We start from the raw sequence: 15,292 nt of genomic DNA, 5'->3' as shown, positions 1-15,292 counted from the left end.
CCGCCGGTGGTCTCCAGCGCGGTCGTCGTGCCGGTGTCGCCGGGGGCGGTGAGGGTGCCGGTGCCGCCGCCGTCGCCGCCGTTGCCGCGCGGGGCGGGGGCGTGCGCGGCGGGGGCGTCGAAGGGGCGGTCGAACGGGTCGGCGAAGGCGCCGTCGAACGGGTCGGTGCCGCCGGGCGCCCGGTCGGCGGGGCGGGCGCCGGGCGGGTCCGGCTCGTACGCCGCCGGGGCGGGGCCGCGGCCGTGACCGCCGTACGGGCCGGAGCCCCCCTGGCCGTAGGAGTCGTGGCTGGAGGGGGCCTGGCCGTACGGGTCCCGCCCGTAGGAGGAGTCCTGACCGTACGGGTCCTGGCCGTAGGGGGTGTCCTGGCCGTAGGGGGCCGCGTCCTGGGACTGCGGGCCGGTGGCCGGGAAGTCGCCCGGGCGGGGCGCGTCGCCGGCCGGCGGCGGGGTGCCGAACCAGTCGGAGCCCTCGCCGCCGGGGCGGCCGGTCGGGGTCGTCATGCGACGGGCCTCCGATCCTCACCGCTGCGCCGCTGGGTCGGTATGGAGCCGGGCGCCTCGACGACACCCGTCCGGCGCAGCTTCTGCCAGCGCAGCCGGCCGCCGGTGAGGGCGGTGATCCAGGACTGGAGCAGCACCACGTACATCAACTGCCGGTACAGCAGTTGCTGGAGCGGCAGGGATATGAGGTGGACCATCCGCTCCCGGTCGAGCCGGAAGGCGTACGCGGCGCACACCGCCTGGATGGCGAGCACGCCGAGCCAGGCCACGACCGTCTGGCCGGTGGGGCCGAAGATCAGGCCGTACAGCAGGAACACGTCGATGAGCGGCGCCAGCAGCGGGAACAGCACCATGAACAGCGACACCAGCGGCAGGCCGACCCGGCCGAAGCGGCCGGACGGGCCGCGCTCGATGATCGCGCGGCGGTGCTTCCAGATGGCCTGCATCGTGCCGTAGGACCAGCGGTAGCGCTGGGACCACAGCTGCTGCACGGACTCCGGCGCCTCGGTCCAGGCGCGGGCCTTCTCGGCGTAGACCACGCGCCAGCCGTCGCGGTGCATGGCCATGGTGATGTCGGTGTCCTCGGCGAGGGTGTCCTCGCTCATGCCGCCGACCCGGTCCAGGGCCTCGCGGCGGAACGCGCCGACGGCGCCCGGGATGGTGGGCATGCAGCCCAGCAGGTCGTACATGCGGCGGTCGAGGTTGAAGCCCATCACGTACTCGATGTGCTGCCAGGCCCCGATGAGCGAGTCGCGGTTGCCGACCTTGGCGTTGCCCGCGACCGCGCCGACGCGCGGGTCGCCGAACGGCTGGACCAGCTCGCGGACGGTGGACGGCTCGAAGACCGTGTCGCCGTCCATCATCACGATGATGTCGTAGCGGGCGTTGCGGATGCCGTTGTTGAGCGCCTCGGGCTTGCCGGAGTTGACCTGGCGCACCACGCGGACGTTGGGCAGCCACATGTTCTCGACGATGTCGGCGGTCCCGTCCGAGGAGCCGTCGTCGATGACGATGACCTCGATGGGATGGTCGCTGGCCATCAGCGAGCGCACCGTGTTCTCGATGCACTCCTTCTCGTTGTACGCCGGGACCAGCACCGTCACCGGTTCGGTGACGGTCGGGCCCCAGCGGAAGCCGCGCCGGCGGACCTTGCGGGCGTGCGCGAACGACAGGAGCAGCATCAGGCCGAAGCGGCCGATGACCAGGACACCGATGATGGCGAGGCCGCCGACCAGGACCGAGGTGGTGCTCTCGGACACGGCGACCGCGCCGACCCAGGCCCTGCCCTTCCACAGCTCCAGGCCGGTGACCGGGGTGTGGGCGCTGGGCGCGCCGAGCGCCTCGGTGAGGACCGTGAAGTCGTACCCCCGCTTCTGCATCTGCGGCAGGAAGCGGTCGAGGGCCTCGACGGTCTGGGAGCGGTCGCCACCGGAGTCGTGCATCAGCACGATCGCGCCCTGGGTGCCCTTGGGCGTGGAGCGCTTGATGATCGCGTCGGCGCCGGGGCGCTTCCAGTCCTCGGAGTCGGTGTTGTTGAAGGCGGTGATGTAGCCGCGCTCGCCGATGTACTGCGTGACCGGCCACGCCTCGTTGTCCAGGGCGCTGGAGAAGGAGGAGTACGGCGGGCGGAAGAGCGAGGTGCGCACGCCGGCGGCACCGGCGATGGCGAGCTGGTTCTGCGACAGCTCCCAGTCGATGCGGTTCTTGGTCTGGAAGGACAGGTCGGGGTGGTTGAAGGTGTGCAGGCCGACCTCGTGGCCCTCCTTCACCATCCGCTCGACCAGGTCGGGGTGGCGCGAGGCCATGGTGCCGGTGACGAAGAAGACGCCGTGGGCGTCGTACTCCTTCAGCTTGTCCAGGACGCGGGGCGTCCAGACCGGGTCCGGGCCGTCGTCGAAGGTCAGGACGAGCTTCTTGTCCGGGACGCTGAGGGCCTTGGGGGCGTTCTTGTCACGGGCGTCGATGACCGGTCCGCCCTTGAGGATGTGCTCGGGGACCTGGTCGTAGGAGACCGGGGGGCGTACGCGGTGGTCGGCGAGGATCTCGCTGTGGACGTAGCCGCGCAGCATCAGCATCGCGAGGAGCGCGACCAGGAAGAGGGACGGCAGCAGATAGCGCATGGGCAGCCTGCGTCTGCGGCTGCGCCTCTGCTTCTGGGCGCGCCGCTTGCCGGGGGAACTCATTTACTGTGCGCCTTCCGCGGCCATCTGCTGGCCGCCGCTGTCTCCGACCTGCGGGTCGGTGGGTTCGTCCGTCGGTGTCGTCGGGGCCGTGTCCGTGGGGTCCGGGTCCACGGGGTCCGGCGGGACGACGGGCGGCGGCTGCGGGGTGGTGCCGCCGTCGGTGGGCCGGCCGGGGGTGGGCTTGACGTCGGGCTTGTCGTCGTCGACGACCGTGCCGCCGTCGGTGCCCGTGCCGGGGGGCGTGGCGCCCGGCGCCGACGAGGTGCCGGGGCGGGGGGTGGCGGGCACGCCTTCCGGGCCGCCGTCGGCGGGCCGCGGGATCACCGCGCCCGTCGAGTCGGTGGGCGCGGGGGCGCCGGGTACGGCGCCGGGGGTGTCGTTCTTGGGCGCCTCGCTGGTGCTGGGCGCGGGCTCGACCTGGACGGTCTCGGTCTTCTTCTCGTCGGCGGGCCCGGGTATGAGCAGCCAGGGGGCGGCGGAGTTGCCGCCGATCACGGAGACGACGAGCGTGATGGCGTACACCGCGCACGCGGTCGCCAGCACCCAGCCGAGCCGGCGGAACTTCTTGCTGCGGCGGCCGCTCTCGTCGACGAACACGGGGCCGTCGGAGGGCTCCGCGTCCACCGGGGCTGCGGGCGACGCGGGCGCGGTGCCGTCCGCCGGGACGGACGCCGCCACGGCGGGGAGCTCGGCGGTCCCGAAGTCCGGGCCCGCGGCGTGCGGGTCGGCGAGGTCCGGGGCGGCGAGGTCCGGGGCGTGGCCCTCGGGCCGGTAGGCGATCGTCTCGTCCATGGCGGCGTCGCCGTCGCTCGCGTAGCCGTGGCCGGTGGCGTCGGCCGGGTACCCGGTGCCGTCGGCGAGGTAGCCGTGGCCGTCGGGCTGGTAGCCGTCGTGGGTCGGGTAGCCGTGACCGTCCGCCGCGTAGGCGGAGGTGCCGGCCGGGTGCCCGGCGGTACCGCTCTGGTGACCGAAACCGTCGTCCGGCGAAAGTCCGGCGCCGCCGTCGGTGCGGCGCCCGAACGCGTCGAACGCGGTCAGACTGTCCACCTGAACGGTGCTGTCGAGTGGCTCGTTCTGGTGCCCATCCCAGGCACTTCCACGCCAATTGTCCACTGTTGTACGCACATCCCCCACTGAACGGACCAAGGGTGCGCACACGGACCATCTGGGTACTCGCACCGGACCGGGCCCCCACCCTGCCGGAGCGCCCCCACCACACTGCACCCGGACCATGAATGTAGCGCACGGCTGTGACAAGAGGGCTTATCGTTCATTGATTCGGGCACATGTGCGTCAAATCACCCTCGGGAAGCCACGCTCCGGCAGGCCGCTCCAGCCATCCCTCACAACGGGACATTTCAGCCGCCGCCCGGCGCAGCGCGGTGACGCCCGGATGGGTCAGCCCTTTGCGCCACACCAGCGAGACCGGCGAGAGCGGCACCGGGTCGACGAGGGGCCGCAGCACGCACCCGGGCATGACCGGGAAGTCCACGGCGGCCAGGACGGGCGTACGGGTCCGGGCCATCACCCGCCGGAACTCCTCCGCCCCGATCGCCACCGGCGCCGGCGGGGCGATCCTGATGCCGCGCCCGGCGAAGAGCCGCTCGGCCAGGTCGGTCCACTCCCGGGTGGCCGGGTTCCCCGCACCCGCGTACACGGACTCCCCGGCGAGCGCGGCCAGCTCCACCACGGGCCGGTCCGCCAGCGGGTGGTCGTCCGGCAGGAGCACCGCCATCGGCTCGTACCGCACGGGCTGCGCAGACAGCCGGGCGCGCTCGGCGGGCGCGAGCCCGGCGAACCGCCCGAAGGACACGTCGAGCCGTCCGGCGGCGATCTCGGCGGCCGCGCCGGTCAGCCCGCGCTCGTAGCGGGCCATCAGCTCGCACTCGGGAGCCAGTTCGCGCGCCCGCGCCAGCACCCGGCCGCTGATCATGCCGTCGGTGTTGAGGTCCACCAGCAACGGCCGCGCGCCGTCGGCGAAGGCGGCGCCCAGCTCGTCGTACGCCGCCAGCACGCCGTGCGCGTACGGCAGCAGCCGCTCCCCGTCCGCCGTCAGCGCCACCTGCCGCGTGGTGCGGGTGAACAGCTCGGCGCCCAGCTCCCGCTCCAGGCGGCGGATGTCCCGGCTGAGCGCCTGCTGGGCGACGTACAGCCGGGCGGCCGCGCGGGTGAAGTGCAGTTCGCCGGCGACGGCCACGAAGGCGCGGAGAAGCCGCGGTTCTATGTCGGGGACCACCCGCCGAATTTACAACGCGGGTGCGTCAATGGGCTCCCGACAGGTGTTGGACCGGCGGCGGACCGCCCGACCAGGCTGGGGGCATGCCGCAGACGAAGAACGCCCCGCTGCTCGCCCTGACCCCCGAGGCCCTGGTCCTGGCCCCCTCCTACCGGGAGCCGGGCCGGGGCACGGAACGCCGCACGAGGCCGCCCGGACGCCGGCCACCCGGCCGGGGCCCGCGGGCGTTCGCCTCCTACCGCCGCCTGTTCACGGTGCCCGGCACCCGCGCCTTCACCGCCGGGAACCTGATCGCCCGGCTCCCCATGGGCATGTTCAGCGTGAGCGCGGTCGTCATGATCGCCGGCGGGTACGGTTCCTACGCCCTCGCCGGGGCCGTCACGGCCACCGGGCTCGCCGCCACCGCGCTGGTGGCACCGTTCACGGCACGGCTGGTCGACCGGTACGGGCAGGCGCGCGTCGCCGTGCCCGCCACCGTGATCGCCGTCCTCGGCTCGCTCGCCCTGCTGCTGTGCGTCCACCACCACGCGCCCGCGTGGACCCTGTTCGCCGCGTACGCCGCGACCGCGACCACCCCCAACACGGGCGGCATGTCCCGCGCGCGCTGGGCGCACCTGTACCGGCACGACCCAGCCGCCGTCCACACCGCCAACGCCTTCGAGCAGGCCGTCGACGAGCTGTGCTTCATGCTCGGCCCGGTGCTCGCCGCGTTCCTGTGCGCCGCCCTGTTCCCGGAGGCCGGCACCCTGGCCGGCGCGGTCCTGCTGCTCGCCGGGGTGCTCGTCCTCGCCGCGCAGCGCGCCACCGAGCCGCCCGTCTCGCCGCGCACCGGCCGGGCGCGCTCACCGCTGCGCACGGCCGGGGTGCCCGCCCTGCTGGCGGTCTTCCTGGCGACCGGCGCGGTCTTCGGCTCGATGGAGGTCGTCACCCTCGCGTACGTGGACGGCCCCGCGGCCGGGGCGCTGCTGGCGCTCCAGGCGGCCGGGTCGTGCGCGGCGGGCCTGGTGTACGGCTCGGTGCGGCCGGCCCGGGACGTGGGGCGCCGGCTGCTGGGCTGCCTCGCCGCGATGGCCGCCCTGATGTCGCTGCCGCTGCTCGCGGCGGGCGGTACCGGTTCGCTCCTCGCGCTGGGGGGCGGCCTGCTGCTGGCCGGGATGGCGACCGCGCCGACGATGGTGACGGGGATGACGCTGGTCCAGCGCCTGACCCCGCCGGGGCAACTGAACGAGGGCATGACGCTCGCGGTCACCGCCCTGCTGGGCGGCATCGCGGCGGGTTCGGCGACCGGCGGCTGGGCGGCTGAGCACATCGGCTCCGTCGCGGGGTACGGCGTGCCGGTCGCCGCGGCGGCCGCCGCCCTGCTGCTGGCCCTCGTGGGCGTGGTCGGGCAATTCCCCCGAACGGCCCCGCGCGGGACCGGGCACGCGGGATGATTCCGGCCTGGCGATCGCCTGCCCCGACGCCCGCCCGAACAGGAGAACCGTGTCCGACACCACCGCACCCGTCCCTCCGCCCGCCCCGGCCATGCCACCCGCCCCACCGGACCCCGCCGGCCGCAGGAAGCGGAGCCTTTCCGCCCTGAAGGTGGCCGCCGGCGCCCTCGCGGTGGCCTCGCTCGTCACCACGGCGGTCTTCACCGTCCTCATATGGGCCCAGCACCCGGACACCGTCGGCGAGTACGAGGAGCAGCGCCGGCTCCTCACCTGCGCGAGCGCCCACACGGATCCCAAGACGTGGGGCGAGGACACCGACGGCCTGGACTGCCACAAGCTCTACGACATGCCGAAGAAGGCGTGGGACGACACTTACGGGGTGAACCACCCCAGCAACCGCCCCTCCGACGACTCCTCCGGCGACTCCTCCGACGAGAGCGACAGCAGTGACGGCAGCAGTGACAGCGGGGTCGACACCTCCGGCATGACGTACGACGAGTGCATGGAGAACGACGACACCACCCTGGCCGACTGCCAGGCCATCTCCGAGTCCTCCTGAGGCCGGAGAGAGGCATGAAAAAACCCCTGACCTGCGACTTTCGACGCAGGTCAGGGGCTACATGGGGTGACGGGTCCGGGGGCACGCCCCCGGAGGTACCGCTCGTGGAGATGGCGGGAATCGAACCCGCGTCCAACGGTGCAGAATCAGGGCTTCTCCGTGTGCAGTCCGCTGCGATTTTCTCGGCCCCGGAGATCACGCGGACAAGTCTCCGACGGGCTCAGTCACTGTTTGATTTCCCTCTACACCCCGTGACCGGGCCTAGAGGTTTAGTTCCCTAGCTGATGCCAGGATCCGGGTCGGGAACAGCCCCGGGCTGACACTTCGCAAGCTCGCTACTTAGGCAGCGAGGGCGAAGGAATCGCGCTTGGTATTGGCGATTATTTTTTGCGACATATGGTTTACGAGATCATTGCCGCTTCCTCGACACGCTTCCCCTGCTTCGACATCCGCTGTCGAAACCGATCATCCCCATGTTGATTTTTCAAACCGTGCCCCCGAGGGGGCGTGCCCCCGCTGTGAGGGGCAGGTGCCATCGTACGTGACCAACGCCCGAGGGTGCCAGCCTATTCCCGGCGGCGGACCCGGTCCCGTCAGGCCCGTTCCCGGCGCTTGACCGCCGAGATCACCCGCTCCGCCTCACGGCGGTCCTGCTTCTCCCGCAGCGTCTGCCGCTTGTCGTACTCCTTCTTGCCCTTCGCCAGCGCGATCTCGACCTTCGCCCGGCCGTCCTTGAAGTACAGGGACAGGGGCACGATGGTGTGACCCGTCTCCTGGGACTTCGACTCCAGCTTGTCGATCTCGACCCGGTGCATCAGCAGCTTCCGCTTGCGCCGGGCGCTGTGGTTGGTCCACGTCCCCTGCGCGTACTCCGGCACGTGCACGTTGTGGAGCCAGGCCTCGTTGCCGTCGATCTGGACGAACCCGTCCACCAGGGAGGCCCGCCCCTGGCGCAGCGACTTCACCTCGGTACCGGTCAGCACCAGCCCGCACTCGTAGGTGTCGATGATGGTGTAGTCGTGCCGCGCCTTCTTGTTCTGCGCGATCAGTTTGCGCCCGGTGTTCTTTTCCTTAGCCATAGTGCCGCCATTTTCGCACTACGAACCGCCCCCGAGGCCACTCAATACCGTGCGGGCCCGCTCCTCGGCACGGTCGGCGGCCACCAGGTCGGGGGTGATGCCCCGGCCGTCGACGCCGTGCCCGGCGGGGGTGCGGTAGTGGCCCACGGTCAGCTCGGCGACCGATCCGTCGGGCAGCCGGCTCGGCATCTGCACGGAGCCCTTGCCGAAGGTCCTGCTGCCGACGGTCACCGCCCGGCCGCGGTCCTTCAGGGCCCCGGCGAGCAGCTCGGCCGCGCTCATCGTGCCGCCGTCCACCAGCGCCACCAGCGGCCTGCCGGTGTCGCCGCCCGGCCGCGCGTGCAGCGCCCGTTCCTCGCCGTGCACGTCGTAGGTGGCGACGAGGCCGCCGTCCAGGAACGCGGAGGCCGCGGTGACGGCCTCGGTGACCAGGCCGCCGCTGTTGCCCCGCAGGTCGAGCAGGACGCCCGCGTCCCGGGGGGCGGCGCGGACCGCGTCCCGCACCCGCTGCCCGGTGCCCTTGGTGAACGCCGCGACCGTGATCCGCAAGGAACCGTCGGCCAGCCGCTGCACGGTCACATCCTCCGTGGCGAGCCTGGCCCGGCGCAGCGTCTCGTTCCACGCGCGCGTGCCGCGCTGCACGCCGACGGCGACCGGTGAGCCGGCCGGCGCGCCGTCCCCCCGCAGCAGGGCGACGACCTCCGCGGCGGAACGGCCGTCCACCGGGCGGCCGTCGACGGTGCGGATCCGGTCGCCGGCCCTGAGACCCGCCCGGTCCGCCGGGCCGCCGTCCTGGACGCGCGCCACCTCGATCCGGCCGCCGGCGGCACGGCGGGCGGACAGGCCGACGCCCGTGTACCGCCCGTCGAGGGCCTGCTCGAACTCCTCGTACTCACGCCGGTCGTAGACGGCGCCCCAGCGGTCGCCGCTGCGGCTGACGACCTCCCGGGCCGCCTTGGTGCCGGACTTGCCGTCCGCCACGGCCTCGGCCGCCGCGCGGGCCAGCTCCCGCTGGTCGACCCGGCCGCGTCCCTCACCTGCCTGGTGCGCGGCGGCCGGGGAGCCGCCCGGCCCGGGCGGCTTCCGCTCGTCCTGCGGAAGGCAGTTGGTCACCGCGGCGGCCACGAGGACGGAGGCGAAGACGAATGTCAGGGCCGCCCCGCGGCTGCGAGCACCGCGGGGCCGGGTACAGAACTCGGGGCCCAGCATGGCGCCCACTCTAGGACAAGGAAATGGCGCCGTACGGTTGTTGGCGGCGCGGCGCCAAGGGCGATCGTCACACCTTCAGGTACTTGCGCAGCGCGATGGCGGCCGCCAGGGAGGGCATCAGCAGGCCGATGACCACGACGAGCGGCAGGACCGTGATCACCGCGTCCCAGCCGATGAAGTTGACCAACGGCATGCTCTGGGCGAGGTTCAGCCCGGCGTCGATCATGAAGTACCGCCCGACCAGCAGCATTCCGCAGGCCACGACGCCGCCCAGCAGGCCGGCGACCGCGGCTTCCATGATGAACGGCATCTGGATGTAGAAGCTGGACGCGCCGACCAGCCGCATGATGCCGGTCTCCCGGCGCCGGCTGAACGCGGACACGCGCACGGTGTTGACGATCAGCATCAGCGCGATGACGAGCATCAGGGCCATGACGCACAGTGCCGCCACGTTCATGCCGCGCATCATCTGGAAGAGGTTCTCCAGCGTCTGCCGCTGGTCCTGCACGGAGTGCACACCGGCCCGCCCGGCGAACGCGGTCGCCACGACCTTGTACTTCTCCGGGTCCTTCAGCTTGACCCGGTACGACTCCTGCATCTGGTCCGGCGTGATGATGCTGGCGATGGCGGTGTCGCCGTACTGCTCCTTGTAGTGCTTGTACGCCTCGTCCGCCGTCTCGTGGTGGACCTTCTCGACGATGGTGTCCAGCTTGGCGAGGTCGGCCTCGATCTCCTTCTTCTGCTGGGCGGTGACCGCGCCCTTGTCGCACGTTCCGCCCGCGGCGGCGTCGTTCTTGTTGCAGAGGTAGATCGTGACGTTGACCTTGTCGTACCAGAAGTCCTTCATCACGCTGACCTGCTCGCGCATGAGCAGCGCGCCGCCGAAGAGGGCGAGGGACAGGGCCACGGAGACGATGACGGCGAAGGTCATCGTGAGGTTGCGACGGAGGCCGACACCGATCTCCGACAGTACGAACTGGGCGCGCATCGCGTGCGTTCAGCCTTTCCTTGCTGCTGCGGGGTGCTGCTGGTGCTGCTGCTCAGTGCTGGTAGCCGTAGACGCCGCGCGCCTGGTCGCGTACGAGACGGCCCTTCTCCAGCTCGATGACCCGCTTGCGCATCTGGTCGACGATGTTCTGGTCGTGCGTCGCCATGATGACGGTGGTGCCGGTGCGGTTGATCCGGTCCAGGAGCTTCATGATGCCGACGGAGGTCTGCGGGTCCAGGTTGCCGGTCGGTTCGTCGGCGATCAGCAGCATCGGGCGGTTGACGAACGCGCGGGCGATGGCGACGCGCTGCTGCTCACCGCCGGACAGCTCGCCGGGCATCCGGTCCTCCTTGCCGCCGAGGCCGACGAGGTCGAGGACCTGGGGCACGGCCTTGCGGATCTCGCCGCGCGGCTTGCCGATGACCTCCTGCGCGAACGCCACGTTCTGCGCGACGGTCTTGTTGGGCAGGAGGCGGAAGTCCTGGAAGACGGTCCCGAGCTGGCGGCGCATGTGCGGCACCTTCCAGTTGGACAGCCGGGCGAGGTCCTTGCCCAGGACGTGCACCGTGCCGTGGCTGGTGCGCTCCTCGCGCAGGACCAGCCGCAGGAAGGTGGACTTTCCGGAGCCGGAGGACCCGACCAGGAAGACGAACTCGCCCTTCTCGATCTCGAGCGAGACGTCCCTCAGCGCGGGGCGGTTCTGCTTCGGGTAGGTCTTGGAGACGTTGTCGAATCGGATCACGGGTGCACCACGGTCGGCAGGGAGTAGGTGTGCGTGACCATACGCGACTGGGCATGCCGCGTGCAGTCGCCGTCCGGCCTTGCGCCTTTTGTCCGGGTGGGGTGGCGGCCGGCAGGGGGCGGAATCCGGCGGGCCGCGCCTAAACTCCGCGAAGCTGGCACAGTGGTAGGGGGAACGGATGCGTTTCCCTGAGCGTTGTGCGGAGAGAACTGTGTGCACACTCCGCGTCGGTGCACGGTCCGTGTCTGCGGCTCCGCCGCGCGGGAGGAGGAGAGCGCATGACCTATGACCGACTGGTGTGCGCCAACTGCGCGGCGCCCGTCAACGAGGGTCGCTGCCCCGTCTGCCGGGCCAATCGTGAGCGCCTCCAGCAGGAGGGCCCCTTCAACGGGCTGAACCCGGTGGCCCTGCTGGCGCTCCTGGCGATCCTGGTCGCGGCGCTGGCCCTGCTGGCGCACCAGACCGCGTAGAGCCCCGGACTCCCGGACCCCCGCCGTGACGCCGGAAAGGGCCCGGGCGGCCGATCTCGGCCCGCCCGGGCCCTTCCGTCGTTCTACGCCGTCTTAGGCGACCGTACGGCCACCGCCGACGAGGCGCGGCAGCATGCGGAAGCCGATGCCGCCGGCGATCATCGTCGCGGCGCCGATGAGCAGGAACGAGGTCTCGGCGGCGCCGGTCTCGGCGAGTTCCTCCTTGGCCTTGCCCTGCTCGACCGGCTTGGAGCCGGCGGAGTCGGTGTCGGTGTTGTCGGCGCACTCGGCACCGTCGAGGTCGACGGTGCAGCCGCCGGCGTTCTCGCCACCGGTGGTGGAGCCACCGGTCGCCGAGGAGCCGCCCTGGTCGCCACCGGTGCTGCCACCGGTCGCGGTGGAGCCGCCGTTGCCGCCCGTGGCGCCACCGTTGCCGCCGGTGGACCCGTTGCCGCCGCCGGAGGTGCCGTTGCTGCCGCCCGTGGTGCCCGGCTCGCCGGTGGTGGCGCCGGTGGTGCCGGGCTCGCCGGTGGTGGCGCCGGTCGTACCGGGCTCACCCGTGGTGGCACCCGTGGTACCGGGCTCACCCGTGGTGGCACCGGTCGTGCCCGGCTCGCCCGTGGTGGCACCCGTGGTGCCCGGCTCACCGGTGGTGGCGCCGGTCGTACCGGGCTCACCCGTGGTGGCGCCGGTGGTGCCCGGCTCGCCCGTGGTGGCACCCGTGGTACCGGGCTCACCCGTGGTGGCGCCGGTCGTGCCCGGCTCGCCCGTGGTGGCGCCGGTCGTACCGGGCTCGCCCGTGGTGGCACCCGTGGTGCCCGGCTCACCAGTGGTACCGCCGCTGTCGACACCACCCGGGTCGCCGTCGCCGCCGATACCGAGGCCGGCCTCGATGCCGCCCTCGTTCACATCGGCCTGCACGCCGATGCCGGCGACGTTGACGTCTATGCCGACCGCCGAGGCGGCGCCCGCCGCCGTCAGGGACGCTCCGGCTGCGATCACCGCACCGGCTGCGATCCGCGCTACGCGGACCCGCGTCTTCTTGGTCATCTGCCTGCTACCCCCAGTAGCTGTTTCGTCAGTGGAGCAGCGCTCGGGGCAGCGGACGCTGGGGACGTGCTCACGTGCCCCCGATCACACGCGCCCCAGTCATGCGCATGCCGCGCGTCAGCTTTCCCAGTTTTCGTACAAGCGTCAAGGCGGTTGCGCGTGCGATGCCCGAAATGATCGGGCTTGCCGGGGAAGCAACGATGCAACTGTGACGTAAAAGGCGAACACTGGTTCAGGAAAGGCCAGTTTCCTTGTCGACAAAGCGAGCCGAAGGCCAACCAGTCGCTTGCGCCAGCGAATTGACCACCCGTGAAGCGAACGGCGCCGGACCGCCCGCTTCAGGGGCTGTCCGGCGCCGTTACCCGCGTGTTCCGGGGTGCCGCGAGGAGTGCTTCGCCCGCTACTTCTCCTGCTGCTTCCGCCAGCGGATGCCCGCCTCCAGGAAGCCGTCGATCTCGCCGTCGAGCACGGACTGCGGATTGCCGACCTCGAACTCCGTACGGAGGTCCTTGACCATCTGGTAGGGGTGCAGGACGTAGGAACGCATCTGGTTGCCCCAGGAGTTGCCGCCGTCGCCCTTGAGGGCGTCCATCTTGGCCTGCTCCTCCTGGCGGCGGCGCTCCAGCAGCTTCGCCTGGAGGACGTTCATCGCGCTCGCCTTGTTCTGGATCTGGGAGCGCTCGTTCTGGCAGGAGACGACGATGCCGGTGGGCACGTGCGTGATGCGCACGGCCGAGTCGGTGGTGTTGACACCCTGGCCGCCGGGGCCGGAGGCGCGGTAGACGTCCACGCGCAGCTCCGACTCGTCGATCTCGACGTGGTCGGACTGCTCGACGACGGGCAGCACCTCGACGCCGGCGAAGGACGTCTGGCGGCGGCCCTGGTTGTCGAACGGGGAGATGCGCACCAGCCGGTGCGTGCCCTGCTCGACGGAGAGCGTGCCGTAGGCGTACGGGGCCTTGACGACGAAGGTGGTCGACTTGATGCCGGCCTCCTCCGCGTACGACGTCTCGTAGACCTCCGTCGAGTACCCGTGGCGCTCGGCCCAGCGCAGGTACATGCGCTGGAGGCGCTCGGCGAAGTCGGAGGCGTCGACGCCACCGGCCTCCGCGCGGATGTTGACCAGCGCCTCGCGCTCGTCGTACTCGCCGGAGAGGAGGGTGCGGACCTCCATCTCGTCCAGCGCCTTGCGGACGGAGACGAGCTCCGCCTCGGCCTCGGCGCGGGTGTCCGAGTCGTCCATCTCCTCGGCGAGCTCGAAGAGGACGGCGAGGTCGTCGATGCGACCGCGGAGCGCCTCGGTCTTCCGGACCTCCGCCTGGAGGTGCGAAAGCTTGCTCGTGATCTTCTGCGCCGCCTCCGGGTCGTCCCACAGGGACGGGGCCGCGGCCTGCTCCTCGAGCACGGCGATGTCTGCCCTCAACCTGTCGAGGTCGAGGACGGCCTCGATCGACCCCATGGTCGTGGAGAGGGACTTCAGCTCTTCGGATACATCGACGACTGCCACGACACCAGCGTAACGGCTGTGTGCGACAGCCCGGCCCCCCAGGAGGGGCCCGGGGCCGCACCTACGGCTGGGAGGGGGCCGACTGCTTGGAGTCCTGGGGCGGGGCGCCGGGGTCGTCCTCGCTGGTCGCCATGTAGCCGCCGACGCCGGCGGCGGTCACCAGGGCGAGGGCCGCGATACCGAGGGTGATGCGGCGCTTGCGGACCGCTCCGGACTTGTGGCGGGCGGAACCGGGGCGGCGCCCGCCGGCGGGGCGGGGGGCCCGGGCGGTGCCGTGGGGGCCGCCGGAGAGCTCGTCGGGCGCCGGGACGCGCATCGAGGTGTGGGTGTCCCGGTTGGAGTCGGTGGACGAGCCCGGGACGAGCGGCACGGCGGCCCGGCGCGGGGCGCTCGGGGCCGTGGGGTACGGGTCCTCCTCGTACGGCTCCGGGGCGGACTCGGCGTCCGGCTCGTCGACGTCGAGCGGCGGCATGCCGGCGACGAGCGGCAGCAGGTCGTGCAGGCGGGCGGCCAGCTCGGAGGCGCGCAGGCGGGACGCCGGGGCCTTGGCGAGGCACTGCACGATCAGCTGCCACAGCTCGTCCGGGATGCCGGGCAGCGGAACGACCGTCTCGGTGACGTGCCGGCGCAGGACGGCGCCCGGGTGGCCGCCGCCGAACGGCGTGAAGCCCGCCAGCAGCTCGTACAGCACCGTGGCCAGCGCGTAGATGTCGACGGCCGCGCGGGGCGGGAGCCCCTCGACGATCTCCGGGGCCACGTAGTCGGGCGTGCCGATGACGCGGGTGGACTTGGTGCGGCCGGGGGTGTCGATCAGCTTGGCGACGCCGAAGTCGGTCAGGAGGGCGGGGTGGGCGCCGCCGGGGCCGAGCGGGCCCTCCATGTCGAGCAGGATGTTCTCCGGCTTGACGTCCCGGTGGACGACTCCGGCGGCGTGCGCGGCGGCCAGGGCGTCGGCGACGTCGGCGACGATCGAGACGGCCGCCGCGGGGGCGAGCCGGCGTTCCCGGTCCAGCCTGGTGCGCAGGTCGGTGCCGCGCACCAGGTCCATGACCAGGGCGAGGTCGTTGCCGTCGACGACCAGGTCGCGGACGGACACCACGCGCGCGTGGTCCAGCCCGAGCAGGGCGGTGCGCTCCTGGACGAAGCGTCCGACGAGTTCCTGGTCGGACGCCAGGTCCTCGCGCAACAGCTTGATGGCGACCGGGCCCTCCGGGCCGTCACCGAGCCACACCGTTCCCGCACTGCCCCGCCCCAGGATCTGGTGGGCCGTGTACCGGCTGCCGATTTTCCGTGCCAAGACTGCTCCCTCAGCGGCTGGCGTTCCCGACAAAGT

Annotated in this window: 13 protein-coding genes and 1 other RNA gene; 3 read left to right on the top strand and 11 right to left on the bottom strand. The window is 72.2% G+C overall.

The window, feature by feature from the left end; genetic code table 11:
* Positions 1-499: 499 nt before the first annotated feature.
* From EIZ62_RS20410 to EIZ62_RS20400, 3 genes are all read right to left on the bottom strand, one after another.
* The gene (locus EIZ62_RS20410; protein WP_156694081.1) at positions 500-2,686 is read right to left on the bottom strand and encodes a bifunctional polysaccharide deacetylase/glycosyltransferase family 2 protein; all 2,187 of its coding nucleotides are present in this window, start codon (positions 2,684-2,686) and stop codon (positions 500-502) included.
* Positions 2,687-3,733, bottom strand: coding sequence for a hypothetical protein (locus EIZ62_RS32520; protein ID WP_244375842.1), 1,047 nt, complete (start codon positions 3,731-3,733; stop codon positions 2,687-2,689).
* A gap of 223 nt (positions 3,734-3,956) precedes the next feature.
* Positions 3,957-4,922, bottom strand: a complete 966-nt coding sequence (locus tag EIZ62_RS20400) for a LysR family transcriptional regulator (RefSeq protein WP_156694080.1) — start codon at positions 4,920-4,922, stop codon at positions 3,957-3,959.
* Between the two features lie 83 nt (positions 4,923-5,005).
* Between EIZ62_RS20400 and EIZ62_RS20395 the strand changes: the two genes are divergently transcribed.
* Positions 5,006-6,355: an MFS transporter gene (locus EIZ62_RS20395; protein ID WP_156694079.1), complete on the top strand. Its 1,350-nt coding sequence runs from the start codon at positions 5,006-5,008 to the stop codon at positions 6,353-6,355.
* A gap of 49 nt (positions 6,356-6,404) precedes the next feature.
* Complete coding sequence (locus EIZ62_RS20390; RefSeq protein WP_156694078.1) at positions 6,405-6,914, top strand: hypothetical protein; 510 nt, start codon at positions 6,405-6,407, stop codon at positions 6,912-6,914.
* Positions 6,915-7,016: 102 nt separating this feature from the next.
* Here EIZ62_RS20390 and ssrA read toward each other — a convergent pair.
* The 5 genes from ssrA to ftsE all read right to left on the bottom strand — a co-directional run bounded on the left by ssrA (position 7,017) and on the right by ftsE (position 10,932).
* Positions 7,017-7,387: a transfer-messenger RNA gene (gene ssrA, locus EIZ62_RS20385) on the bottom strand.
* Between the two features lie 120 nt (positions 7,388-7,507).
* Positions 7,508-7,993 carry an SsrA-binding protein SmpB gene (gene smpB / locus EIZ62_RS20380; RefSeq protein ID WP_156694077.1) on the bottom strand — a complete coding sequence of 162 codons (486 nt, stop codon included), beginning with the start codon at positions 7,991-7,993 and terminating at the stop codon, positions 7,508-7,510.
* A gap of 18 nt (positions 7,994-8,011) precedes the next feature.
* Positions 8,012-9,202, bottom strand: a complete 1,191-nt coding sequence (locus EIZ62_RS20375; protein ID WP_156694076.1) for a S41 family peptidase — start codon at positions 9,200-9,202, stop codon at positions 8,012-8,014.
* 67 nt (positions 9,203-9,269) lie between these two features.
* On the bottom strand, positions 9,270-10,190 hold the full coding sequence (gene ftsX, locus EIZ62_RS20370) for a permease-like cell division protein FtsX (RefSeq protein ID WP_156694075.1): 921 nt from the start codon (positions 10,188-10,190) through the stop codon (positions 9,270-9,272).
* Between the two features lie 52 nt (positions 10,191-10,242).
* Positions 10,243-10,932 (bottom strand): cell division ATP-binding protein FtsE, encoded by a 690-nt coding sequence (gene ftsE / locus EIZ62_RS20365; RefSeq protein ID WP_156694074.1) that lies wholly within the window; start codon positions 10,930-10,932, stop codon positions 10,243-10,245.
* Between the two features lie 278 nt (positions 10,933-11,210).
* On the opposite strand from ftsE, the gene EIZ62_RS20360 reads away from it, so the two are divergent.
* A complete protein-coding gene (locus EIZ62_RS20360) occupies positions 11,211-11,402 on the top strand; it encodes a hypothetical protein (protein ID WP_156694073.1) in 192 nt (63 codons plus the stop codon).
* Between the two features lie 93 nt (positions 11,403-11,495).
* On the opposite strand, the gene EIZ62_RS20355 is transcribed toward EIZ62_RS20360, so the two are convergent.
* The 3 genes from EIZ62_RS20355 to EIZ62_RS20345 all read right to left on the bottom strand — a co-directional run bounded on the left by EIZ62_RS20355 (position 11,496) and on the right by EIZ62_RS20345 (position 15,256).
* A complete protein-coding gene (locus tag EIZ62_RS20355; protein ID WP_156694072.1) occupies positions 11,496-12,452 on the bottom strand; it encodes a hypothetical protein in 957 nt (318 codons plus the stop codon).
* Between the two features lie 400 nt (positions 12,453-12,852).
* Positions 12,853-13,959 carry a peptide chain release factor 2 gene (gene prfB / locus EIZ62_RS20350; protein WP_156694071.1) on the bottom strand — a complete coding sequence of 369 codons (1,107 nt, stop codon included), beginning with the start codon at positions 13,957-13,959 and terminating at the stop codon, positions 12,853-12,855.
* 61 nt (positions 13,960-14,020) lie between these two features.
* Entirely contained in the window at positions 14,021-15,256 is a 1,236-nt protein-coding gene (locus EIZ62_RS20345; protein ID WP_156694070.1) for a serine/threonine-protein kinase, read from the bottom strand.
* Between the last annotated feature and the right edge of the window lie 36 nt (positions 15,257-15,292).

Origin of the sequence: Streptomyces ficellus (assembly GCF_009739905.1) — a bacterium.
GTDB lineage: Bacteria > Actinomycetota > Actinomycetes > Streptomycetales > Streptomycetaceae > Streptomyces > Streptomyces ficellus_A.
Note: the sequence above shows the minus strand (reverse complement) of the source record. Positions and strands in the feature narration are given on the sequence as shown.